Source organism: Pelagibius sp., assembly GCF_028281305.1.
In the GTDB taxonomy this organism is placed as follows: domain Bacteria; phylum Pseudomonadota; class Alphaproteobacteria; order Kiloniellales; family Kiloniellaceae; genus Pelagibius.
Genome location: NZ_JANQKD010000006.1, coordinates 1 through 22,446, shown reverse-complemented (window position 1 = coordinate 22,446; position 22,446 = coordinate 1). Strand labels below are relative to the sequence as shown.

Genomic DNA, 22,446 nt, shown 5'->3' with positions numbered 1-22,446 from the left:
CGTGCCTCACTGTAGTTGTCGTTCGCAACTATAGTATGGCCCGATAACGGCGGTACCATGCCGGGAACCAAACCCATCTTTACCACGCACGTCGATCCTGTTTCGCCCCCAAAAAGGCCCCTCAAATCCACGAAGACCGGCTGAATCGGGGGGGAATTGGTGGAGGCGCCGGGTACTGCCCCCGGGTCCGTCGCGCTTATTCCACGGGCCTGTTTAGCGCCATAGCCGGAAAACCGGCATAGGTAATATAGGCATTTTCCGGGGCGGTTGAAAGAACCGCGAAAGGGCCCGGGACGGACAACCGGACCCTGCGCGGGCAACCTGGGGTTAACGAAGGCTTAAGGTGCCGCGGCGGCGGGCGCCGCTTATGGGACCGGTGCGGCGCCGGGCCGGCCGCCGTGGCAGGGGACGCACCGGATAGCGCTGCCCGGATAGCGCTGCCCGGATAGCGCTGCCCGGATAGCGCTGCACTGCCGCGGGCGTTGCGGTACACTTGTTGGCGCCGACTCGGTCGGCCTGGCGGCAGCCCGGCACAGCGATGGGCATGCAGGACCTGTGGCCGGGCGAAGATCTCTACAGCTTGGGATTTGACGGAACGTGAAGCAATACCTCGACCTCCTGCGCAAGGTGCGCGAGGACGGCGTCTACAAGGGCGACCGCACCGGAACCGGAACGCAAAGCATCTTCGGCCATCAGATGCGCTTCGATCTCTCCGAGGGCTTTCCCTTGGTCACCACCAAGAAGCTGCATGTAAAGTCCATCGTTCACGAACTCCTCTGGTTCCTTAAGGGCGATACCAACATCGCCTACCTCAGGGACAACGGCGTACGCATCTGGGACGACTGGGCCGACGAGAACGGCGACCTCGGCCCGGTCTACGGCGCGCAATGGCGATCCTGGCCGGCGCCTGATGGCGGCCATATCGATCAGATCGGCCAGGTCCTCGACCAGTTGAAGTCCAATCCGAATTCCCGCCGGCTGGTGGTCTGCGCCTGGAACGTGGCGGAGATCGAGCGCATGGCCCTGCCGCCCTGCCATTGCCTGTTCCAGTTCTATGTCGCCGATGGGCGTCTGTCCTGCCAGCTTTACCAGCGCAGCGCCGACATCTTCCTCGGGGTGCCGTTCAACATTGCCTCCTATGCGCTGCTTACCATGATGATCGCGCAGGTCGCGGGCCTGGAGCCCGGGGATTTCGTACACACCCTGGGGGACGCCCACCTCTATGTGAATCACCAGCAGCAGGCGGACCTGCAGCTCCAGCGGGCGCCGTTGCCGCTGCCCCGGATGCGCATCAATCCGGCGGTGCGCGACCTCTTCGCCTTCCGCTACGAAGACTTTGAACTGATCGGCTACGAGGCTCATCCGCACATCTCGGCGCCTGTGGCCGTCTGACCGGGTCTCGTTTGCGCGATGTCGGAGGTTCCCATTGCCCTGATTCTGGCACGCGGCGAGAACGGCGTCATCGGGCGCGAGGGCGGGCTGCCCTGGCATCTCTCCGGCGATCTCAGGTTCTTCAAGGCCCAGACCCTGGGCAAGCCGGTCGTCATGGGCCGCAAGACCTTCCAGTCCATCGGCCGGCCGCTGCCGGGCCGCCCCAACCTGGTGGTCAGCCGCGATCCCGCGTTCCGCCCGCAGGGCGCGGAGGTCTTCGCCGATCTTGAGGCGGCGCTTGCCCGGGCCAGCGACCTGGCGGCCGAGATCCCGGAAGACGGGCCGCGGCGCGAGATCATGATCATCGGCGGCGGCCAGATCTACGCCCTGACGCTGGCGCGGGCGCAGCGTGTCTATCTGACCGAGGTCCACGCGTCGCCCGAAGGCGACACCTGTTTTCCCACGCTCGATCCGGGCCAGTGGCGCGAGGTCCTGCGCGAGGATCACGCCTCGCCCGGGGAGGGTCAGCCCGCCTTCAGTTTCGTGATTCTTGAGCGCAGCGGACCGGCGTCCGGCCCTTAGGTTGCGCCGGCCCGGTCGCAGCGGTTCAATCTCGCCCGGATAGGCTCTACACTGTCTCGGCAGTCATCATCAAAGAAGGGGAGGTCGCACGGTCATGCCAAAGGTCAGTTCCACAACGGAACTGCCGGTCCCGGCCCAGGCTGTCTGGTCGGTCATCGGCAACTTCAACGGCCTGCCGGACTGGCATCCGGCGGTGCAGAAAAGCGAAAGCAAGTCCGACGGCGGCACCACCCTGCGGACCGTCACGCTGATGGGCGGCGGCACCATCGAAGAGAAGCTCGAGGAAATCGACGAGCACGAGCGGCTCTACACCTACTCGATCCTTTCCAGCCCCCTGCCGGTCGCCAACTACACCGCGACCCTGCGGGTGCGCGAGGCGGAATCGGGTGGCTGCACGGTCGAGTGGTCCAGCGAGTTCGACGCTTCGGGCGCCACCGAGAACAAAGCGATCGAGCAGATCAGCCAGGTCTACGAAGCCGGATTCGAGAACCTCAAACGCATGTTCGGCGGCTGAGTATCCCTCAACCGCCGAACTTGAACCGCCGAACTTGAACCGCCGAACTTGAAGCGCCGGACCTCACGCGATGAACCGGCAGGGCCTGCCGGTCCCGGTCAGGAACGGGCTTTGATCACGATCCCGCTTTGATGCCGGGCCAGTTGGTGTCTGCCTTGACGATGTGGCCGGGAATGTCGCGCTCCCAGCGGCGCTGCACCGACCTGGAGTAGTTCAGGTAGAGCTTGTCGTCGACGATCTTCCAGGCGTTGGGATCGATGGAGGCGGTGTAGCCCTGGGACACGGCCCAGGCACAGTACCCGCCATACTGCGGCGCGTAGCGCGCCGGGTCGGCGGCAAAGGAATCGCGGTTGGCCTCCGAGGCAAACTGCCAGGTGGCGCCGTCGTAGTCATGTGTGAAGAGGGGCTTGCCCTTCACCGGCTTGCCTTCGGTGAAGTAGGCCACCGGGTCGTAGCCGCGGATTGCCTTGCCGCCATCGGTGAAGACCGGGTCGACGGCCAGCGCGGGCCGGGCGAGGGTCAGTCCGGTGACGAGCAGGCCGCTCGCCAGAACAAGGCCACCGAAGCGGCGGCGGGAAACGTCAGTCTGCGCCATGATCTGTCCCTTTTCTCAAAGGCCTGGGCCCGACAGCTTGGGGTGAAAGGCCCGGATCTTGTGGTTCCTGTCCGGATCCCGCCGGGGCGGGACCGCTCTGGTCGTTGGCCATAAGAGTTGTGTGCCGGGGCGCGGCCGGCAATTCAACCGCCTCTCACGTTTCTGCGAGCTGCGCCGAGCGGTCGGTCGGGGCCTTCGATCAGCCGGGGCCTTCGATCAGCCGGGGCCTTCGATCAGCCGGGGCATTCGATCAGGACCGAGACCCTGGGGGTCACTGCATCACGATCTTGGGGGCCTGGCGGGCCCCGCCGGCGTCGATCTGGGCGGCGACTTTTTCCCAGACCCGGGCGGCAATCGCGCTGTAGGCCTTGGCCTGGGCGGCGCCAGGATTGGAGACCACGATGGGGCGGCCGCCGTCCGACGTCTCGCGGATCTCGATGTCCAGCGGCAGCTCGCCGAGGAACTCCATCCCCAGCTTCTCGGCTTCGCGCCGGGCGCCGCCGTGGCTGAAGATGTGGGATTCGTGGCCGCAGTTCGGGCAGATGAACATGCTCATATTCTCGACAATGCCTAGCACCGGGACATCCACCTTGCGGAACATGTTCAAGCCCTTGCGGGCATCCAGCAGGGCGATGTCCTGCGGTGTGGACACGATGACCGCGCCGGTCAGGGGCACCTGTTGGGCCATGGTCAGCTGTGCATCGCCGGTGCCCGGCGGCATGTCGACCATAAGAATGTCCAACTCCCCCCAGTCGACGTCGCGCAGCATCTGCTGCAGGGCGCTCTGCACCATGGGTCCGCGCCAGATCATCGGCGTGTCCTCGGCCACCAGAAAACCCATGGACATACACTTCAGGCCATAGTTCTCCATCGGGTTCAGGATCTTGCCGTCCGGCGAGCTCGGCCGCCCGCTGATGCCCAGCATGCGCGGCTGCGAGGGCCCGTAGATGTCGGCGTCGAGGACGCCGACCTTGAGCCCGAGCTGCACCATAGCCAAGGCCAGATTGGTGGTTGTGGTGGACTTGCCGACGCCGCCCTTGCCGCTGGCCACTGCGACGATGGAGCGCACGCCCGGCACCAGCGCCTGCTGCTGGCCGCCGCCGCGCTGGCCTGCCGGGCCGGCCGGCTGTTGCGCGGCCTGCGGACGTTCCGGCTGGCCCTGGGATTGACCCTGGGATTGACCCTGTGGACCTCCCTTTTCGGCGGTCAGGACAGCCGTCACAGAGGTCACGCCGTCCAGATCGTAGACGGCCTTTTCCGCAGCCTTGCGCAAGGGTTCCATCGCCGCGCCCTCGCGCGGATCGACCTCGATGGCAAAGCCCACATTGCCGTCCTTGATCACAAGGCCGGATACCATGCCCAGAGCGACGATATCCTGCTGTTTTTTTGGCTCAACAACCGCCTTCAAGGCCGCGAAAATGCTTGCCTCGTCTACTGCACTCATCCTTGAAAACTCCCCGAAACGGCCGATATGCAGGCAAGAGGTCCTGCCAGGTATTGCTGGTACAGACACTGCTAGAACAATGGCGTCAGCGTGATATAAGTCCGGCGCACGGCGTTTGCAGCCTCGAATTCACGCCTTTCGGGGCAGTTTATCCAATTTCAGCAGTTTAACTAGGCGATGGGATGATGAGTTATGCCTTGGGAAAATAAAGGTGGCGGCGGTCCTTGGGGCGGCAGCGGTGGCGGTTCCGGGGGCTCCGGCGGCGGCGGCGGCGGTCCCTGGGGGCGCGGCGGCTCCGGCGGCGGGCAGCGCCCGCCCGATATCGAGGATTTCATCAAGAAGGGGCAGGACCGGGTCCGCAGCATCATTCCCGGTGGCGGCGGCCTCGGGAAGTCAGCCTATATTCTGATTGTTCTGGCGCTGCTTGTCGTTTGGGGCCTGACCGGCTTCTACCGCGTTCAGACCAACGAGCAGGGCGTCGTCTTGCGCTTCGGGCAGTGGGTCGCGACAACCCAGCCGGGCCTCAACTGGCATGTTCCCTGGCCGGTGGAATCGGTCGAGACGCCGAGCGTCACCTCGGTGCAGCAGATCGACGTCGGCTTTCGGGCTGCGGGCGGTGAGCGCGCACGCACTGGCCGGCGTGACGTCGAGGAAGAGAGCCTGATGCTGACCGGGGATCAGAACATCATCGATATCGACTTCTCCGTGCAGTGGAAGATCGCCGATGCCGGGCAGTATCTCTTCAACATCCGCGAGCCGGAAGCCACGGTGAAGATTGCCGCCGAAAGCGCAATGCGTGAGATCATCGGCCGCACCGACATTCAGCCGGCGCTGACGGAAGCCCGCGGCACGGTGGAGGCGGAGACCCGCAGCCTGCTGCAGGCGACCCTCAACGAGTACGAGGCCGGTATCGAGATCACCGAACTGGTGCTGCAGGACGTGCAGCCCCCCAGTGCCGTGATCGATGCTTTCAACGACGTTCTGCGCGCACAGCAGGACCGCGACCGCGCGCGCAACGAAGCGGACCGCTACCGCAACGACATTCTGCCCCGTGCCCGCGGTGACGCGCAGCGCGTGGTGCAGGAGGCCGAGGCCTACAAGGAGCGGCTGGAAAACGAGGCCGAAGGTGAGGCCGAGCGTTTCCTCTCGGTGTTCCAGGCTTACCAGCAGAACCCCGATGTGACGCGGCGGCGCATGTATCTCGAAACCCTGCAGGGTGTGCTCAGCGAGACCGACAAGGTCATCATGGACAGCGGCGCCCAGGGTGGCGGGGCCATTCCCTATCTGCCGCTGAACGAATTGCGCGGTCGATCCGTCGCCGGCGGCAACTGAGGAGCGAGACCATGGGCAAGTATGCGAATGTGATTATCGCCGTCGTCGTGGTAGGCCTCGGCCTCCTGGCTTACGGCTCTCTCTTCACCGTGGATGAACGGCAGCAGGCCATCGTCATGCAGTTCGGCGAACCCAAGCGGGTGATCACCGAACCGGGTCTGGCCTGGAAGCTGCCGCTGATCCAGAACGTCCAGTACTACGAGCGTCGGGTCCTGAACCTGGACCCGCCGGCGGAGAACATTTTGCTTTCGGACCAGAAGCGTCTGATCGTCGATGTCTTCGCCCGCTACAAGATCCTGGACCCGCTGCTGTTCTTCCAGACGGTGAGGACCGAGGGCGTGGCGCGCCAGCGCCTGGGCGGCATCATCAACGGTCGCCTGCGTGAGGTCCTTGGTAACGAGACGCTTTCGTCGGTGCTTTCGCCGGAGCGCACGCGCATCCTGCAGAGCATCCGCGACAACGTGGATCGGGAAACCCAGCGCTTCGGCATTGCCCTGGTTGACGTGCGCATCCGCCGCGCTGATCTGCCCGACGAGACCCGGGAATCGGTCTATGACCGTATGCGCTCCGAGCGTGAGCGGGAGGCCGCCGAGTTCCGCGCCCAGGGCTTCGAGCAGTCGCAGCGGATCACCGCCGCGGCCGACCGCGAAGCCACGGTCATTGCCGCCGAGGCCAAGCGGGAGTCCGAGATCCTGCGCGGTCAGGGCGAGGGGCTGCGCACGGAAATCCTCAACAACGCTTTCGGCCAGGACCCGGAGTTCTTCAACTTCTACCGCTCCATGCAGGCCTACAGCCAGTCCCTGGACAGTGAGAGCACTTACATGGTGCTGTCGCCGGACAGCGAGTTCTTCTCTTTCTTTCAACAGATCGAAGGACAGGTGACCCGCGGCCGGACGACTCAGTAGGCCGCCTCGGCGGTGAACCCCGAACGGGCGGCAGTCAGAAGCCGCCCATCCGGGTGTCCTGAATAGAGAGCTATCCCGACGAGGGCCGGCCGACCAGCCGGCCCTCGTTGCTTCCGGTACCTCAGGCCTCTCTTTCCGCTTTCTGGTCCGCTTTCTGGGGCCGATCTCCCACACGCGCTGACCCACACGCGCTGAAGTGACGCTATGACCGATTTCCTGACCGCTTTGGCCCTGGTCCTCGTGATCGAGGGACTGTTTCTTGCGGTTTTTCCCCATCGGATCAGACAGATTCTCCAGATGCTCGAGGAAATGACGCCGGAATCCCTGCGGTTCGGCGGCCTTGCGGTCGCCGCGCTGGGAGTCTTTTTCGTCTGGCTTCTGCGCGGCTGAAAACCGGCGAACCGGTTGCAAGCGGCAGCTCGGCCTCGCCGAGAACCGCGGGTTTCTTTGGACTCGCCATAAATTCGCCCACTTCGTCTCACAGGCTTTGGGTGCTACACTTTTTATTGAGCGGGCCTACAAAGTCTCTGTTGCAGGGCCCAAGTTGGCGGGGTAGGGGGTATGCTCACCGCGACACGCGGGGAGCCCTGAGACTCCGAGCGCTCCGGGCCGAGACGCCCGAGCGTGCGGAAAGCCTGGGGTTTGAGGGCCCCCGGGCGCCCGAGACCCGGTCAGACGTTTGGTTCTTTCTGATCCGGCCGATGTGGAGCGCAGCTCCAAGCGAGGGAGATAACCGACAGTGATGCGATACTCTTCGACGCAGCGGCGTAAGGCAGTGGCCCTGGCGGCAGACCGCGCGGCCCAGGGCCGGCGCTGGCTGCTGGTCGCGGTCGCGACGGCCTGCGCCCTTCTGATGCTGACATGGTCGGCTGCGGTGCAGGCGCGCTCGGCGCCCGATTCATTTGCCGATATGGTCGAGCGGCTCCTGCCCACGGTGGTCAATATTCAGACCCGGCAGACCATCGAGGGTGGTCAGGCAGAGCAGTTCGAGGAATTCTTTAAGGAGTTTTTTGAGCGCCGCGGCGAGGGTGGCGAACCGCCGCCGCAGCAGCGCCGGCGCGGTTCCTCGCTGGGGTCCGGTTTCGTGATCGACCCGAACGGTTTTATCGTCACCAACCACCACGTCATCGCCGATGCGGATGAGGTCGAGGTGGTGTTCTCCGACGGCACCAAGCTGGACGCCACTATCGTCGGCAGCGACAAGGATACCGACCTGGCGCTGTTGAAGGTAGAGGCCAGCCAGCCGCTGCCCGCGACGACCTGGGGCAACTCCGACGAGACGCGGATCGGCGACTGGGTCGTTGCCATCGGCAATCCCTTCGGCCTCGGCGGCACTGTGACGGCGGGTATCGTCTCGGCGCGCCAGCGCGACATCAATGCCGGCCGCTACGACAACTTCCTGCAGACCGACGCGGCCATCAACAAAGGCAATTCCGGTGGCCCGATGTTCAATCTCGCCGGCGAGGTTGTGGGTGTGAACACCGCGATCTTCTCGCCCTCCGGCGGCTCGGTCGGCATTGGCTTCGCAACGCCTTCTTCGATGGCCAAGAACATCATCGCCCAGTTGCGCGAGTCCGGCGAAGTGCGCCGCGGCTGGCTGGGCGTGCGTATCCAGAACGTCACCGACGAACTGGCCGAAGGCCTGCGGCTCGACAAACCGCGCGGTGCTCTGGTCGCTGCGGTCACCGAAGGCGGTCCTGCCGAAGAGGCGGGCATCCAGCAGGGCGATGTGATCCTTGAGTTCAACGGCCGTGACGTCACCGAGATGCGTCGCCTGCCGGCCATGGTCGCAGAGACCGCGGTCGGCGCCGAGGTCGACGTCACCATCTGGCGGCGCTCCGCGGAAGAGACGGTCAAGGTGAAGATCGGTGAGTTGGAGGCCGACCAGCTGGCGGCAGCACCCAGTGATCAGCGCCAGGAAGAAGTGGCGCCCGACAAGATGGAGTCCCTCGGTCTTGCACTCGGCACCATCACGCCGGAGCTGCGCACGCGCTTCGAACTGGATGAGGACACCAAGGGTGTGATCATCACCGAGGTCGAGGAGGGCGGCTCCGGCGCCGAGAAGGGCCTGCGCCCGGGCGACGTGATCGTCGAAGTCGACCAGGAAGAGGTGAGCAACCCCTCCGAGGTGGTCGAGAAGGTCGAGAAGGCCAAGTCCGAAGGCTATCGCGTGGTCACGCTGCTGGTGTTCCGCCAGGGCGACTTCCAATGGGTCGCGGTCCGCATCGACCAGAGCTGACCCGGCTGCCTCACTCAGGAAACGACGGCGGTGCCTGCCGGGGCGCCGCCGTTTTTCTTTGTTCGTGCGGGAAGATGTTCCCCGGTCAGGCCGCCCCTCAGGCGGCCAGATCCTCGCGGAACTCCGATCGGCGGTAACCCTGAAGATAGAGCAGGGCCGTCAGGTCGCCGTGATCGATGCGGTAGCGCGCGGCGGCGCGCACCTTGGGTTTGCCGTGATAGGCGACACCCAGACCGGCGGCCCCCAGCATGGCGAGATCGTTGGCGCCGTCGCCGACCGCGCAGCTGTCCCCCAGGCTGAGTCCGAGGCTCTTGGTGAGATCCCGCAGGGTCTTCAGCTTGGCTTCGCGGCCCAGGATCGGCTCCAGCACCCGCCCGGTGACCCGACCGTTCTCGATCTCCAGCCGGTTGGCCCGGTCTTCGCTGAACCCGCAGGCGGCACGGATTCTTTTGGTGAAGACGGTAAAGCCGCCCGAGACCAGCGCACAGTAGGCGCCGGCGGCGTGCATGGTGGCAACCAGGGTGCGGGCGCCGGGGTTGAGGGTCATGCGCTCTGCGGCAGATTTCAGAACGTCTTCGGTCATGCCGGTCAGCAGGCCGACCCGCTCGCGCAGAGCCGACTCGAAGTTCAGGTTGCCCTCCATCGCCCGGGCGGTGATGTCTTCGACCTGCGGGCCGATCCCGGCCACCCCGGCCAGTTCGTCGAGCATCTCCTGGGCAATGATGGTGGACTCCATGTCCGCCAGCAGCAGGCGCTTGCGCCGCCCGGCCGCCGGCTGGATGGCCAGGTCCAGCGGCGCCGGGCCCAGGGTCTCGCGTACCAGCGCCTGGGTGATTGTCGGCTCGTCGCCGTCAAAGGGCACATCGCAGGCAATGCCCTCGGCCAGCCAGTCCGCTTCGCCGGGCAGGCTCCGGCTTTCGCGGACCGCGCCTCGCGCCGCCTCGATGATTGCCGCGTTCAACGGCCTTGAGCTGGGGTCCCCGATCACGGTAAGGACGTACTGCATCAAGGGCTTATACCGAGGCGGCGCCGGGTCCCGCAAGGCGCAGAGACAACGAATGAGTGAAAGCGACGACCGGCAGGGCGTGGTGCTGATCGCCGGACCCACGGCATCGGGAAAATCGGCTCTCGCCACGGACCTCGCAAAGGCCTCCGACGGCGTGGTCATCAATGCCGATTCCATGCAGGTCTATCGCGATCTCGCGATCCTGACGGCGCGCCCCACGGTGGAAGACATGGGTGCCGTGCCGCACCGGCTCTACGGCACGCTTCCGGGCGACCAGGTCTGTTCGGCAGGCCGCTGGCGGGAATTGGCCCTGGCGGAGGCCGGCCGCGCCCTCGCTTCAGGCAAGCTGCCGATCCTCGTGGGCGGCACCGGCCTCTATCTGCGGGCCTTCGAGAAGGGGTTGAGCGCGGTCCCGGAGATCCCGGCGGCGGTGCGCGCAGAGACGCGGGACCTGTTGGCGGAGATCGGCGCCGTGGCCCTGCATGCCCGGCTGGCCGAAGCCGATCCGGTGATGGCGGAGCGCCTCGCCCCCGGTGACGGTCAGCGGGTGGCCCGTGCCTGGGAGGTGGTCACGGCCACCGGCGCCTCGCTGGCGGAGTGGCAGGCGCGTGAGGGCGAGGCGGCCCCCTACCGCTGCATCAAGGTCTGCCTGCTGCCGGAGCGCGAGGCCCTCTATGCCGCCTGCGACCGGCGCCTGGAAGCGATGATCGACCAGGGCGCCCTGGAGGAGGTGCGGACGCTGCTGGCCAGGAGTCTCGATCCCGGCCTGCCGGTCATGAAGGCCCTGGGGGTGCCGGAACTGGCCGCCCATCTGCGCGGCGAGCGCAGCCTGCCGGACGCGCTGGCGCAGGCGCAGCAGGCGACGCGGCGTTATGCCAAGCGCCAGATGACCTGGCTGCGGCACCAATTTCTGGGTAACGATCCAACTGTGATCACCCTCAATGCGCAATATTCTGAAAGCTTGAAACCCAAATTATTTGCGAAAATTCGTCAAATGCTGTTGACCGGGACGGGTTAAGGGGATAACGTCCGGCTCCTTTCCGGCGGAATCCGGGCGTTCGATGCGCGTCTGGCCGCCGGGCCGCTCCGGGGACCCGTTCCGGTCATTCGGATGGCCGCCCGCCGGAAACGAAGCGATGGCCGGTTCAGCCGGCCTCTTTTGTGCTGAAATAGGATCCTGGGCCGCCCGGCGGGGCCGGTTCAGGTGTTTTGGAAGGGCTGCCAGGACCGGCTGCCCTCATGTCAGGCCGGGAACAGGCCGAAGGAGAAGGTCGGATGGTTGGAAGAACGTGGACCGATGTGCCGATGATGTCCGGTGCGGAGATGCTGATCAAGGCGCTGCGCGACCAGGGCGTAGAAGTCATCTTCGGCTATCCGGGCGGCGCCGTCCTGCCGATCTATGATGCCCTGTTTCAGCAGAACGACATCCAGCACATCCTTGTCCGCCAGGAAGGCGGCGCGGTTCATGCTGCCGAGGGCTATGCCCGCTCCACCGGCAAGGTGGGGGTGGTGCTGGTGACCTCCGGCCCCGGTGCGACCAACGCGGTGACCGGCTTGACCGACGCGCTGATGGACTCGATCCCCATCGTCTGCCTGACCGGCCAGGTGCCGACCCATCTGATCGGCAACGATGCCTTTCAGGAAGCCGACACCACCGGCATCACGCGGCCCTGCACCAAGCACAACTATCTGATCAAGGACGTGGCCGACCTGCCGCGCATCGTCCACGAGGCTTTTTACGTCGCACAGAACGGCCGGCCGGGTCCGGTGGTCATCGACCTGCCCAAGGACGTGGTGCAGGCCAAGAGCGACAGCTACGTCGGCCCGGACGAAGTGAAGCACCGCAGCTACCGCCCGCAGGTGAAGGCCGAGGACGACAAGATCGCCGAAGCGGTGGAGATGATCGCCGGCGCCAAGCGCCCCATCGTCTATGCCGGCGGCGGCGTCATCAACTCCGGCCCCCAGGCCTCCGAGCTGCTGACCCGCTTCGTGCGCCTGCTGGGCGTGCCCTGCACCAACACCCTTATGGGCCTCGGCGCCTATCCCGGCAGCGATCCGCAGTTCATCGGCATGCTCGGCATGCACGGCACCTACGAAGCCAACCTGGCGATGTACAACTGCGATGTGATGATCAACGTCGGCGCCCGCTTCGACGACCGGGTGACCGGGCGGCTGGACGAGTTCTCGCCCAACTCCAAGAAGATCCACATCGACATCGACGCCAGCTCGATCAACAAGAACGTGATGGTCGACCTGCCCATCGTCGGCGACGCCGGCTCGGTGCTGGAGGATCTGCTGGCCGCCTGGAAGGCGCGCGACCTGCAGCTCGACCAGAAGGCGCTGAAGGCCTGGTGGGCGCAGATCGACGAATGGCGCGCCCGCGACTGCCTGAAGTACGAGCAGAAGGACCAGATCATCAAGCCGCAGCATGCCATCAAGCGGCTCTACGAACTGACGCGAGAGCGCGAGCCCTACATCACCACCGAGGTGGGGCAGCACCAGATGTGGGCGGCGCAGTACTTCAAGTTCGAAAAGCCGAACCGCTGGATGACCTCCGGCGGCCTCGGCACCATGGGCTACGGCATGCCGGCGGCGCTCGGCGTGCAGCGCGCCCATCCCGATGCCCTGGTGATCGACATCGCCGGCGAGGCCTCGATCCTGATGAACATTCAGGAGCTGTCCTGCATCGCCCAGTACAATCTGCCGGTCAAGGTGTTCATCGTGAACAACCAGTGGATGGGCATGGTGCGCCAGTGGCAGGAGCTGCTGCACGGCGGGCGCTATTCGGAGAGCTACACGGCCTCGCTGCCCGACTTCGTAAAGCTGGCCGAGTCCTTCCACGCCGTCGGCATCCGCTGCGAGAAGGCCGACGACCTGGACGACAAGATCATGGAGATGATCGAGACGCCCAAGCCGGTGATCTTCGACTGCCTGGTCTCCAAGGACGAGAACTGCTTCCCGATGATTCCGTCCGGCGCCGCGCACTACGAGATGCTGCTGGGGCCGGAGGACAAGGCCGGCAAGCCGATTTCCGAGGAAGGCATGGTACTGGTATAGAGGCCGTCAGCACGCCTCCGCCTTTCCCCGACGACGAGAGACAAGAGACAGCGAGGGGCCGTTCCACGGCCCTCAAGACACTATGGCAATCAAACAGCAAGAGATCGAAACGCGCACCATCGCGGTGCTGGTGGACAACGAACCCGGCGTGCTGGCCCGCGTCATCGGCCTGTTTTCCGGGCGCGGCTACAACATCGAAAGCCTGACGGTGACCGAGGTCGATCCGCGGCAGAAGCTCTCGCGCATCACCATCATCACCTCCGGCACGCCGCAGATCCTGGAGCAGATCAAGGCCCAGCTCGACCGCCTGGTGCCGATCCAGCGGGTCAGCGACCTGTCGCTGGAGGGCCCTTCGGTGGAGCGCGAGCTGGCGCTGGTGAAGGTGGCCGGCGCCGGCGAGAAGCGGGTCGAATCCCTGCGCATCGCCGACATCTTCCGCGCCCGGGTGGTGGACTCCAGCCACGATCACTTCGTTTTCGAGATGACCGGCAAGAGCGAGAAGCTGGACGTCTTCATCGACCTCATGCAGCCCCTGGGGCTGGTCGACGTCAGCCGCACCGGCGTCGTCGCCATCTCGCGGGGGCCGTCGGGGCTTTAGGGAGCGCCGGAAGCATCTAGCCAGGGTAGATTTTCGCCCCATTACTGCGATTTGGGGAATGATTTACCTCTAACGCGGCTTTTGGCGCCCTCTTCGCAAGCCTTTCTCCCTGCTTCTCGGGTATCTTTTCGGTCCTTGATGCCTAAACGAAGTGCCTGAGAGCAGGGTCCATGTGCCGCTGGCTGGCCTACACCGGTGAACCGGTGTTTCTCGACGAGTTGATCTGCAAGCCGGAGCATTCTCTGGTGGCCCAGAGCCTCTGCGCAGTGGAGGCCAAGACCCCGACCAACGGCGACGGTTTCGGCATCGGCTGGTATGGGGAGCGGGCGGAACCGGGCCTCTATCGCGAGGTGCTGCCGGCCTGGAACGACCAGAACCTCGCCAGCCTGGCCCATCAGATCCGCTCCGGCCTGTTCTTCGCCCATGTGCGCGCGTCCACCGGCACCTCCTCCTCGCGGCCCAACTGCCACCCCTTCGCCAGCGGCCGCTGGCTCTTCATGCACAACGGCCAGATCGGCGGCTACCTGCGGCTGCGCCGCCGCCTGGAGGCGCTGATCCCCGATGCCCTCTACGACCGGCGCGAGGGGACGACCGACAGCGAGATCCTCTTCCTGATGCTGCTGGCCGAGGGGCTGGAGACCGATCCCCTGGGGGCTCTTGCGCGCACCCTCGCCAAGGTGACGGAGGTGATGGCGACCGCCGGCGTGACCCAGCCATTGCGCTTCACCTCGGCGCTGACTGACGGCCGCTCGATCTATGCCCTGCGTTATGCCAGCGATGACCGGCCGCCCAGTCTCTATTGGCGTTCGGGCGATGCAGGCGGATCGGGCAAGGCCGTGTCGATCGTCTCGGAGCCCTTGGAAGAGCCCGAGACCTGGCAGGCGCTGCCGGCCGGCGAAGTCCTTCTGGTCGGCCCCGACCGGCAGATCCGCTTCGAAGCCCTGGATCTTCACGCCTGGGCGGCCGAGTGACCCTCTCCTAAGCGCCGGAACACTGGGGACAGGAACACTGGGGAAAGCCCGCCATGCGTTCCGCGCAGGCGGCCATGACGGGAATCCCGTTGCGCTTTCGGGGTTGGCGTTTTAGAACCCCGCCGAGCCTTTCGGAGCAACAAAAATACCTAGGGAGACGGCCGCTATGCGCGTCTATTACGATCGGGACGCCGACGTCAATCTGATCAAGGGCAAGAAGGTCGCCATCGTCGGCTACGGCAGCCAGGGCCACGCCCACGCCAACAACCTGAAGGACAGCGGCGTCAGCGAAGTCCGGGTCGCCCTGCGCGCCGGCTCGGCCAGCGCCAAGAAGGCGGAGAACGCCGGCATTCCGGTGATGACGCCGGAGGAGGCCGCCGCCTGGGCCGACGTGGTCATGATGCTGACCCCCGACGAGCTGCAGGCCGACATCTACCGCGATTCCCTGGAGCCGAACCTGAAGGAAGGCGCGGCGCTGGCCTTCGCCCACGGCCTCAACGTCCACTTCAGCCTGATCGAGCCGCGCAAGGACCTCGACGTCTTCATGATCGCGCCCAAGGGCCCCGGCCACACCGTGCGCTCCGAATACGTGCGCGGCGGCGGCGTGCCCTGCCTCATCGCGGTGGCGCAGAACGCCTCCGGCAATGCTCAGGAGATCGCGCTGTCCTACGCCTCGGCCATCGGCGGCGGGCGCTCCGGCGTCATCGAGACGACGTTCAAGGAGGAGTGCGAGACCGACCTCTTCGGCGAGCAGGTGGTGCTCTGCGGCGGCCTGACGGCGCTGATTCAGGCCGGCTACGAGACTCTCTGCGAGGCCGGCTACGCGCCGGAGATGGCCTACTTCGAGTGCCTGCACGAGGTGAAGCTGATCGTCGACCTGATGTACGAGGGCGGCATGGCCAACATGCGCTACTCGATCTCCAACACTGCCGAGTACGGCGACTACACCACCGGCCCGCGCATCGTCACCGACGAGACCAAGGCGGAGATGAAGCGGGTGCTGGACGACATCCAGTCCGGCCGCTTCGCCCGCGACTGGGTGGCCGAGTGCAAGGCCGGCCAGCCCTCCTTCAAGGCTCTGCGCCGCCGCTCGGCCGAGCACAACATCGAGGAAGTCGGCGCCAAGCTGCGCGCCATGATGCCCTGGATCGCCGCCAATCAGCTGGTGGACAAGGAAAAGAACTAAAGCTTCTTCCTTCGGGCTGTACCGCCCGGCTTCGGGCCCTGCGTTTTCCGGCGCGGGGCCCGAGGTGTTTTTGGGCGGCCAGTCAGCAGTTCCCCCTCACCCAGCTTCGGCTAGGCTCGATCTGCGATCTCGCCAAGCCTGCGCAACCCTCTCCCACCAGGGGAGAGGGTTTCTTTTCTTTCCCTCTCCCCTGGTGGGAGAGGGAGGGGCCCGCCTGAGCGGGAGGGTGAGGGGGACTTCTGCGGAGCGGAAAGGCGAAGAGGGTGGCATCCCGCAGCATCTTCGGGTAGCTTGCGCGCCCGCTGCGCCCCATTTCCCCTCTGGGACCCGCAACATGACCCGGATCATGACCACCGAAACCCAGCGCGCTGAAACTCTGCCCGTGCTGAGAAGCGAACGCCTGGTTCTGCGGCCCTGGCGCGACAGCGACCTGGCGCCTTTTGCGGACCTCAACGCCGACCCTGTGGTGATGGAGCACTTCCCGGCCACCCTCAGCCGCGCTGAGAGCGACGCGGTGGCCGAGCGCGCTCAGGCAGAGCTGGCCAAGCACGGCTTCAGTTGGTTCGCCGTGGAGGTGCCGGGGGCCGCGCCCTTCATCGGCTTCATCGGCCTCTGGGCGCCCAGCTTCGCGGCGCCCTTCACCTCGATCCAGGACCCCATCGTCGAAGTCGGCTGGCGCCTCGCCAAGGAGCACTGGGGCAAGGGCTACGCGACGGAGGGCGCACGCGCCTGCCTGCGCTTCGGCTTCGAGGACCTCGGCCTGAAGGAAATCGTCTCCTTCACCGCCGTCCCCAACCTGCCGTCCCAGCGCGTCATGCAACGCCTCGGCATGACCCACGACCCCGCCGGCGACTTCGACCACCCGGTCCTGCCCAAAGGCCACCGGCTGGAACGCCACGTGCTGTATCGGATACGGCGGGAGGAATGGGCTTAGCGGCCACACTCCCTTGTCACCCTCAGGCTCGACCCGAGGGTCCATTGGCCCGCGCGCTGCAGCCTTCAAACCAGGGGTTCGGATCAGCGTCCAACATGGATGCTCGGGTCAGGCCCGAGCATGACGATCTCGAAGGACGCAGGCGCTGTGCTTCTGCACCGCTCCCCCTCACCCAGCTTCGGCTAGGCGCGATCTGCGATCTCGCCAAGCCTGCGCAACCCTCTCCCCGTCGGGGAGAGGGAGGGACCCGCGTCAGCGGGAGGGTGAGGGGGAGACACCGTCCCGCGTCAGCGGGAGGGTGAGGGGGAGACACCGTCCCGCGTTAGCGGGAGGGTGAAGGGGCTTAGGTTCCGACCCGCAGCGGGCCGGTCATGCGGCGCAGGGTGGCGAGCACCGAGAGGGCCGTGATCCTGCCGGTGCGCGGATTTTCTTCGGTGGGCACGTTCTCGATGGTCATGGTGAGGCGGGCGGCCTCGGCCTCCACGGTTACCGTGTGGGTGTTGCGGATGACCGTGGGGTCGGCCCAGATCTGCAGCGCCGTCTCGTCGGGGCCGATCCCGGCGAGGCTGAGGGCCGCGGCGACGTTCACATTGGCGGGAAAGCCGCGGGCGCCGTCGCGCGCCGTGCCCTCGAAAACCAGCTTGGGTTCGGTGAGGCCCTCGACGGAGATGCCGTTCTCCACCAGATGCGGGGCACCGGCGAGGCCGCCGGGCGGCTTGCGGGTGACCAGTGTGACGCTCTCCACCGGTCCCTCGGCGCAGGCCCGCAGAGCGTCCAGGCCCAGCAGTGCGCCGGTGGGCACCATGATGGTGCCGCCCTTGGCCCGCGCCAGGTCGATCAGTTCCGGGCGCGGCAGCAGGGCGCCGACGGAGAGCGGCAGCAGGGTCTTGCCCCGCCCCAGCACGCTCTCGGCCAGCGCGGCGAAGTGGGCTGCGGGGATGCATTCCACGACCACGTCCGCGGTCTCCGCCAGTTCCGTGAGAGGGAGTACCGGCACCGGGGCCCGGAGGGCGGTGAGGCGGGTTTCCGCCCGGGCCGCGTCCCTGGCCGAAACGGCGGCCAGGGCCATGCCCTCGATGGCGCCGGAGTCCAGGGCCTTGGCTACGGCAAAGCCGATGGCGCCGAGGCCGGCGATCGCTACCTTAATCTGATCTGGCAAGGATAATGCTCCTGAATGGCGAGTCGGCCTTTTTTGGCCCTTCGGCAGTTGTTTCAGCCGGCTGGCCCGCTAGACTAGCAGCGAGGCGACCGCACGCCATCCCCGTCCCGAAGCCGGCAATCAGACATGAGGGCCCGCAGGAGGACGGAGACGGCCAGGGCGGTCGATTGTTTTACGGTCGAATGTGCTACGGGCCGGCGGATCAACGAAGAATGGGACCCATAACCGCCGGGGACCAGGGCGGTCCATAACGGGGAAAGCAAACCGGAGACAGCCGGACCCGTGAGGATCGGGGCCCAGAAGGGTCGAACCCGGGCGACAGGGAAGGGAGAACCAAGGATATGGTAAAAGGTAAGCTTCTACTGGGCGCGGCCGCGCTGGCGACGGCGCTGGTCACCGGCGGTGTCGGCTCGGCGCCGGCCGAAGCGGCGGATATTTCCTGCCGCACTGCAAAGCTGATCGTGCCCTGGGGCGCCGGCGGCGGCACCGACGTGATCTTCCGCGTCTTCGTTGAGGCGGTGAACAATCAGGGCGCCGAGCCGCAGCTTCAGGTCGTCAACATCAGCGGCCAGGGCGGCAACAAGGGTGCCAAGGAAGCCGTGAGAGCCAAGCCCGACGGCTGCACGCTCTTCGCCATCCACCAGAGTGCCATCACCTCGTTTCTGAACGGGCGCGTCGACTTCACCTGGGATGCCTTCGAACCGGTCGCCATGCTGACCCGGACGCCGGCGATCTTCGGCGCCAATCCGGACGTGCCCTACAACAACGTCAAGGAACTGGTCGCTGCCGCCAAGGAGAAGCCCGGCGAGATCGTCGCCGGCGGCACGCTGGGTTCCACCAGCCACTTTGTTTTCCTGCTGCTGGAAGACGCGGCGGGCGTGAAGTTCCGGCATGTTTCCTACGACGGCACCCGCCAGCGCATGACTGCGCTGTTGGCCAAGAACATCGAACTGGGCGAGATCAACCTGGCCTCGGCCAAGCAGTACATCGCCACCGGAGAGCTGAAGGCGCTGGGCATCACCACGCCGGAGCGCAACGGTGAGATCCCCGAAGTCATGACCCTGCAGGAGCAGGGCTATGACATGGTCTACGGAACAGACCGCGGCATCATGCTGCCCAAGGGAACGTCGCAGGAGATCATCGACCACTACGGCAGCCTGTTCCAGAAGGCGGCAACGGATCCGGCGGTGGTTGCCGAGATGAACGCCAAGGGCACTGAGGTCGTCTACCTCGGCCCGGCGGACTACACGGCCTACTTCGAGGAGACCTTCGCCAACTGGAAGCGGATCGCCACGGAAGTGGGCCTCTACAAAGGCAACTAACCCGGGCGGATAAACCGCAACCGCTGCGGCCCCGGTGCTTCGACGGCGCCGGGGCCGGCACGGCTTTTCACAACACACCGGCGGGCGCCCTGGGAACGGTGCACAATAGGGCACGGTGCACAATGGGGCACGGGGCACAACTGGGGACGGGGCACAACTGGGGACGGGGCACAATGGGGGACAGCGCGCAATGAGCCTTAATCGCGATGTGGTGGTGGCGCTTCTGCTGCTGCTGCTCTGCGGCGTGTTTTTCTGGGAGTCCGGCAACATCCAGTTGACCGACTACGGTCAGTTGGACTCGACCGTCTGGCCGCGCATCATCCTGGGCGCGCTGCTGATCGCGAGCCTCGTCTATCTCTGGCAGGCTCTGCGGGGCGCGGCCTCCGAGGATGCCGGTGCCGCGCCCCAGGCCGCAGCGGGGGCCGCAGGGGGGGGCTCAGCGGGGACCGGGCCGGGCGGTCTCGCCGGCTGGATCAGCCGCTACCGCAACGCGCTGCTGTGCTACGCTCTTTTCCTCACCTTTCTGCTCACCCTGCCGATCCTCGGCATGCTGCTGGGCGGCATCCTTTTCGTCTTTGCCGCTCTGACGGCGCTGGGGCGGCCCTCTTTGAAGCTGGTGCCGCTGCACGCGGCGATCGCCGTGGGCACCGTTGGCGCGATGTGGGCGGTCTTCACCTTCGGGCTCCGGGTCTTCCTGCCCGAAGGGGTGCTGTTCTCCTTTCAATGAGCCTTCCAGTGAACTGGCCAATGAGCCGGTCGATGAGCTTTCACGTCATGACCAACGACAGATCCACAGGGACCGCCTGAGACCATGGGTTTCGAACCGCTGATCGGCGCCTTCGGCGAGGTCTTCTCGCCCTACAACCTGGGCCTCATGTTCCTGGGCGTCACCGCCGGCCTGATCGCCGGCTCGATCCCCGGCTTCACCATCGCCATGGCGGTGGTCCTGACCTTGCCGTTCACTTTCGGGCTCTCGGCGGTCGAAGGCCTCTCGACCATGATCGGCGTGTTCGTGGGGGGCCTTTCCGGCGGCCTGATGGCCGGCATGCTGACCGGCATTCCCGGTACGCCGTCTTCGGTGGCCACCGTTTTCGACGGCTTTCCGCTGGTGCGCCGGGGCAAGCCGGGTCTGGCGCTGGGGCTGGGCGTCTGGTCGTCCTTCTTCGGCGGCATCATCTCCGCCGTTGTGCTGGTCATGCTGGCGCCGCAACTGGCGCGGATCGGCCTGGAGTTCGGTCCCTGGGATTTCTTCGCCCTTGTGGTCTTTGCCCTGACCATCACAGCCAGCCTGTCCGGCGAGAACCTGACCAAGGGCATCATCGCCGGCCTGCTGGGCCTGCTGATCGCCACCATCGGCGAGGACGAGGTGAACGGCGTCGCGCGCTTCGACTTCGGCTTCGAACCCATCGAGCAGGGTTTCGGATTCCTGCCGGTCCTGGTAGGCCTCTTCGCCTTTTCCCAGTTGCTCAGCGACGTTCAAGACCGTGAACAGGCGCGCCGTCCATTGATGGAAAGCTCCGCCCGGGCCGTGCGCGTCGAGCATCTGGCGGCGATCAAGATCGTCGCGAAGAACGTCGTCAACCTCTTCCGCTCCGCCTTCATCGGGGTCTTCACCGGCATTCTGCCTGCGGCGGGCGGCTCGATCTCCAACATCCTTGCCTACGATCAGGCGAAGAAGGCCTCCAAGAACCCGGAAGCCTTCGGCAAGGGCTCGCCGGAGGGCATCGTCGCACCGGAAGCCTCCAACAACGCCACGGCCGGCGGCGCGCTCATCACCATGATGGCCTTGGGCATTCCCGGCGACGTGGTGACGGCGGTGATGCTGGGGGCGCTGCTGATCCACAACGTGCAGCCCAGCCCGACCTTCATCTCCGACAATGCGCAGCTCGCTTACGGCATCTTCGTCGCCTTCTTCCTGGCGCACTTCATCATGGTCTTCATGCAGGCTTTTTGCCTGCGCGCCTTCCTGATGATCGTGCGCATGCCGATGTACTTCCTGGCCTCGGTGATCCTGCTCTACACCGCGATCGGCGTCTTTGCGCTCAGCAACTTGACCTACGACATCTGGGTGCTCTTCATCTTCGGGATTGTCGGTTACGTGCTGAAGTCGCTGGGTTTTCCCCTGGCACCGATCATTCTGGGGGTGGTGCTGGGGCACATCGCCGAACTCAACCTCTCGCGCGCCGTGGGTACGAACGACGACCTGACCCTCTTTATCACCCGGCCGTGGTCGCTGTTCTTCCTGATCGTCGCCCTGTTCTCGGCGGCCTTCCCCTGGTACCAGCGCAACATCGGCAAGATGCGCTGGACGCTGTTCTACATACCGGTCGCGAGCCTGGCCCTTTCGGTGCCCCTCATCATGATGGGCGGTGTCGTCCGCCCGGGGATCGGCCTGCTGCTGATCGCCTACGCGCTCTACAAGCTTTACCGGCATCACAAGGCCGGCTGGGCGCTGCCCCAAAAAGCGGGAGACAAAAGCGCCGCGGAGACCGCCTGACCGGCACCCTTGCCGACCCCTTCTCCGGTCCCTTCCCTGGGGCTCGAGTCGCGTCCTTTTCCTTCTTCTCCGGCAAAGACCTGTCGTGGAAAAAGCGTAGGAAGGCCTTGGGCTTCAGCAATTCTTAACGCTTTCAAAATAGATATTGTTAACCTCAAGAGTGGCGTTTAGAAAAGTAGGCGTTAACCACGCTTCTGAACGGAATGGCGGGCCTCCGGGCCGCCCGTGCTGAGACGGGAGACAGCACGGAAACCAAAGGGCCATGACCGTCCGAAGGGGAGCCTTCCCCGGACCGGCGGCCGACAGAAGCGGTGATCCCTTTCCCGTGGCCATCGGATCGGCCGTGCGCCTGTGCTTTTCGTTCGCCGCTCCACGCTGCCGCGGCTGACGGGGTGAGCGGGTTTTGAGGGAAAGGTTCACGGGACGTGGCTGGGGTGCCGAGGCATCATTTACGGCGGCCACGAAGGACCGAAAGGTCCGGGACGAGGGTGTAACGGGCAGTGTCGCTGTTGATTTCAGAGAGATCTTTGCCCGCCGGTCTGCCGGCGGACCCGATGGCCGGGGATCTCGCCGGGCATGCCGCCTTGCCTGACGTTTCCGTGATGGTGCGTTTCGAACAGCCGCAGGCTCTGCGGTCCCGTAAGGATTGAAGAAAAGGCGATTGGATCGATGTTTTCAGGTTTGCTCGGCATGCTCTCCGCCGATATGGCGATCGACCTCGGTACCGCGAACAC

The 22,446-nt window shown here is 65.8% G+C and carries 21 protein-coding genes and 1 other RNA gene; 16 read left to right on the top strand and 6 right to left on the bottom strand.

Features of this window, described 5'->3' with window-relative positions; translation table 11 throughout:
• Positions 1-277: a transfer-messenger RNA gene (ssrA, locus tag Q0982_RS01355) on the bottom strand; the annotation flags it as partial.
• 320 nt (positions 278-597) lie between these two features.
• Between ssrA and Q0982_RS01350 the strand changes: the two genes are divergently transcribed.
• From Q0982_RS01350 to Q0982_RS01340, 3 genes are all read left to right on the top strand, one after another.
• The gene (locus Q0982_RS01350; RefSeq protein ID WP_299391083.1) at positions 598-1,392 is read left to right on the top strand and encodes a thymidylate synthase; all 795 of its coding nucleotides are present in this window, start codon (positions 598-600) and stop codon (positions 1,390-1,392) included.
• 18 nt (positions 1,393-1,410) lie between these two features.
• On the top strand, positions 1,411-1,953 hold the full coding sequence (locus tag Q0982_RS01345) for a dihydrofolate reductase (RefSeq protein WP_299391081.1): 543 nt from the start codon (positions 1,411-1,413) through the stop codon (positions 1,951-1,953).
• A 94-nt stretch (positions 1,954-2,047) separates the two neighbouring features.
• Positions 2,048-2,467 (top strand): SRPBCC family protein, encoded by a 420-nt coding sequence (locus Q0982_RS01340; RefSeq protein ID WP_299391079.1) that lies wholly within the window; start codon positions 2,048-2,050, stop codon positions 2,465-2,467.
• 115 nt (positions 2,468-2,582) lie between these two features.
• On the opposite strand, the gene Q0982_RS01335 is transcribed toward Q0982_RS01340, so the two are convergent.
• Together Q0982_RS01335 and apbC are read right to left on the bottom strand one after the other, a co-directional pair.
• Complete coding sequence (locus Q0982_RS01335; RefSeq protein ID WP_322096923.1) at positions 2,583-3,062, bottom strand: YHS domain-containing (seleno)protein; 480 nt, start codon at positions 3,060-3,062, stop codon at positions 2,583-2,585.
• Between the two features lie 271 nt (positions 3,063-3,333).
• Positions 3,334-4,506: an iron-sulfur cluster carrier protein ApbC gene (gene apbC / locus Q0982_RS01330; RefSeq protein ID WP_299391078.1), complete on the bottom strand. Its 1,173-nt coding sequence runs from the start codon at positions 4,504-4,506 to the stop codon at positions 3,334-3,336.
• Between the two features lie 192 nt (positions 4,507-4,698).
• Between apbC and hflK the strand changes: the two genes are divergently transcribed.
• The 4 genes from hflK to Q0982_RS01310 all read left to right on the top strand — a co-directional run bounded on the left by hflK (position 4,699) and on the right by Q0982_RS01310 (position 8,982).
• Complete coding sequence (gene hflK / locus Q0982_RS01325) at positions 4,699-5,838, top strand: FtsH protease activity modulator HflK (RefSeq protein ID WP_299391076.1); 1,140 nt, start codon at positions 4,699-4,701, stop codon at positions 5,836-5,838.
• A gap of 11 nt (positions 5,839-5,849) precedes the next feature.
• The gene (hflC, locus tag Q0982_RS01320; protein ID WP_299391074.1) at positions 5,850-6,743 is read left to right on the top strand and encodes a protease modulator HflC; all 894 of its coding nucleotides are present in this window, start codon (positions 5,850-5,852) and stop codon (positions 6,741-6,743) included.
• A 204-nt stretch (positions 6,744-6,947) separates the two neighbouring features.
• Positions 6,948-7,133, top strand: coding sequence for a DUF2065 domain-containing protein (locus Q0982_RS01315; protein WP_299391073.1), 186 nt, complete (start codon positions 6,948-6,950; stop codon positions 7,131-7,133).
• Positions 7,134-7,485: 352 nt separating this feature from the next.
• Positions 7,486-8,982, top strand: a complete 1,497-nt coding sequence (locus Q0982_RS01310; RefSeq protein ID WP_299391071.1) for a DegQ family serine endoprotease — start codon at positions 7,486-7,488, stop codon at positions 8,980-8,982.
• Between the two features lie 97 nt (positions 8,983-9,079).
• On the opposite strand, the gene serB is transcribed toward Q0982_RS01310, so the two are convergent.
• On the bottom strand, positions 9,080-9,988 hold the full coding sequence (gene serB / locus Q0982_RS01305; RefSeq protein ID WP_299391069.1) for a phosphoserine phosphatase SerB: 909 nt from the start codon (positions 9,986-9,988) through the stop codon (positions 9,080-9,082).
• Between the two features lie 52 nt (positions 9,989-10,040).
• On the opposite strand from serB, the gene miaA reads away from it, so the two are divergent.
• From miaA to Q0982_RS01275, 6 genes are all read left to right on the top strand, one after another.
• Positions 10,041-11,006 (top strand): tRNA (adenosine(37)-N6)-dimethylallyltransferase MiaA, encoded by a 966-nt coding sequence (gene miaA / locus Q0982_RS01300; protein WP_299391067.1) that lies wholly within the window; start codon positions 10,041-10,043, stop codon positions 11,004-11,006.
• A 257-nt stretch (positions 11,007-11,263) separates the two neighbouring features.
• On the top strand, positions 11,264-13,045 hold the full coding sequence (locus Q0982_RS01295) for an acetolactate synthase 3 large subunit (RefSeq protein ID WP_299391065.1): 1,782 nt from the start codon (positions 11,264-11,266) through the stop codon (positions 13,043-13,045).
• 82 nt (positions 13,046-13,127) lie between these two features.
• A complete protein-coding gene (ilvN, locus tag Q0982_RS01290; protein ID WP_299391063.1) occupies positions 13,128-13,643 on the top strand; it encodes an acetolactate synthase small subunit in 516 nt (171 codons plus the stop codon).
• A gap of 170 nt (positions 13,644-13,813) precedes the next feature.
• A complete protein-coding gene (locus tag Q0982_RS01285; protein ID WP_299391061.1) occupies positions 13,814-14,614 on the top strand; it encodes a class II glutamine amidotransferase in 801 nt (266 codons plus the stop codon).
• A 166-nt stretch (positions 14,615-14,780) separates the two neighbouring features.
• Positions 14,781-15,800 carry a ketol-acid reductoisomerase gene (gene ilvC, locus Q0982_RS01280; protein ID WP_299391060.1) on the top strand — a complete coding sequence of 340 codons (1,020 nt, stop codon included), beginning with the start codon at positions 14,781-14,783 and terminating at the stop codon, positions 15,798-15,800.
• Positions 15,801-16,134: 334 nt separating this feature from the next.
• The gene (locus Q0982_RS01275) at positions 16,135-16,734 is read left to right on the top strand and encodes a GNAT family N-acetyltransferase (protein WP_299391058.1); all 600 of its coding nucleotides are present in this window, start codon (positions 16,135-16,137) and stop codon (positions 16,732-16,734) included.
• Between the two features lie 343 nt (positions 16,735-17,077).
• Here the strand turns inward: Q0982_RS01275 and Q0982_RS01270 are convergent, their stop codons facing one another.
• Positions 17,078-17,893, bottom strand: a complete 816-nt coding sequence (locus Q0982_RS01270; RefSeq protein ID WP_299391056.1) for an aspartate dehydrogenase — start codon at positions 17,891-17,893, stop codon at positions 17,078-17,080.
• A 341-nt stretch (positions 17,894-18,234) separates the two neighbouring features.
• Between Q0982_RS01270 and Q0982_RS01265 the strand changes: the two genes are divergently transcribed.
• The 3 genes from Q0982_RS01265 (at position 18,235) to Q0982_RS01255 (ending at position 21,712) form a co-directional block, all read left to right on the top strand.
• Entirely contained in the window at positions 18,235-19,215 is a 981-nt protein-coding gene (locus Q0982_RS01265) for a tripartite tricarboxylate transporter substrate binding protein (RefSeq protein ID WP_299391054.1), read from the top strand.
• A gap of 190 nt (positions 19,216-19,405) precedes the next feature.
• Positions 19,406-19,942 (top strand): tripartite tricarboxylate transporter TctB family protein, encoded by a 537-nt coding sequence (locus tag Q0982_RS01260; RefSeq protein ID WP_299391053.1) that lies wholly within the window; start codon positions 19,406-19,408, stop codon positions 19,940-19,942.
• 84 nt (positions 19,943-20,026) lie between these two features.
• Complete coding sequence (locus Q0982_RS01255; protein WP_299391051.1) at positions 20,027-21,712, top strand: tripartite tricarboxylate transporter permease; 1,686 nt, start codon at positions 20,027-20,029, stop codon at positions 21,710-21,712.
• 515 nt (positions 21,713-22,227) lie between these two features.
• Here the strand turns inward: Q0982_RS01255 and Q0982_RS01250 are convergent.
• Positions 22,228-22,446 (bottom strand): hypothetical protein (locus Q0982_RS01250; protein ID WP_299391049.1); only part of this gene is annotated, 219 nt, incomplete at its 5' end.

Coding starts and splice junctions, on each gene's coding strand:
- serB (WP_299391069.1), bottom strand. CDS start 9,988: ATGCAGTACGTCCTTACCGTGATCGGGGACCCCAGCTCAAGGCCGTTG.
- Q0982_RS01260 (WP_299391053.1), top strand. CDS start 19,406: ATGAGCCTTAATCGCGATGTGGTGGTGGCGCTTCTGCTGCTGCTGCTC.
- Q0982_RS01345 (WP_299391081.1), top strand. CDS start 1,411: ATGTCGGAGGTTCCCATTGCCCTGATTCTGGCACGCGGCGAGAACGGC.
- Q0982_RS01335 (WP_322096923.1), bottom strand. CDS start 3,062: ATGGCGCAGACTGACGTTTCCCGCCGCCGCTTCGGTGGCCTTGTTCTG.
- Q0982_RS01275 (WP_299391058.1), top strand. CDS start 16,135: ATGACCCGGATCATGACCACCGAAACCCAGCGCGCTGAAACTCTGCCC.
- Q0982_RS01315 (WP_299391073.1), top strand. CDS start 6,948: ATGACCGATTTCCTGACCGCTTTGGCCCTGGTCCTCGTGATCGAGGGA.
- Q0982_RS01285 (WP_299391061.1), top strand. CDS start 13,814: ATGTGCCGCTGGCTGGCCTACACCGGTGAACCGGTGTTTCTCGACGAG.
- Q0982_RS01340 (WP_299391079.1), top strand. CDS start 2,048: ATGCCAAAGGTCAGTTCCACAACGGAACTGCCGGTCCCGGCCCAGGCT.
- Q0982_RS01255 (WP_299391051.1), top strand. CDS start 20,027: ATGGGTTTCGAACCGCTGATCGGCGCCTTCGGCGAGGTCTTCTCGCCC.
- Q0982_RS01265 (WP_299391054.1), top strand. CDS start 18,235: ATGGTAAAAGGTAAGCTTCTACTGGGCGCGGCCGCGCTGGCGACGGCG.
- Q0982_RS01310 (WP_299391071.1), top strand. CDS start 7,486: ATGCGATACTCTTCGACGCAGCGGCGTAAGGCAGTGGCCCTGGCGGCA.
- Q0982_RS01295 (WP_299391065.1), top strand. CDS start 11,264: ATGGTTGGAAGAACGTGGACCGATGTGCCGATGATGTCCGGTGCGGAG.
- hflK (WP_299391076.1), top strand. CDS start 4,699: ATGCCTTGGGAAAATAAAGGTGGCGGCGGTCCTTGGGGCGGCAGCGGT.
- apbC (WP_299391078.1), bottom strand. CDS start 4,506: ATGAGTGCAGTAGACGAGGCAAGCATTTTCGCGGCCTTGAAGGCGGTT.
- miaA (WP_299391067.1), top strand. CDS start 10,041: ATGAGTGAAAGCGACGACCGGCAGGGCGTGGTGCTGATCGCCGGACCC.
- hflC (WP_299391074.1), top strand. CDS start 5,850: ATGGGCAAGTATGCGAATGTGATTATCGCCGTCGTCGTGGTAGGCCTC.
- ilvC (WP_299391060.1), top strand. CDS start 14,781: ATGCGCGTCTATTACGATCGGGACGCCGACGTCAATCTGATCAAGGGC.
- ilvN (WP_299391063.1), top strand. CDS start 13,128: ATGGCAATCAAACAGCAAGAGATCGAAACGCGCACCATCGCGGTGCTG.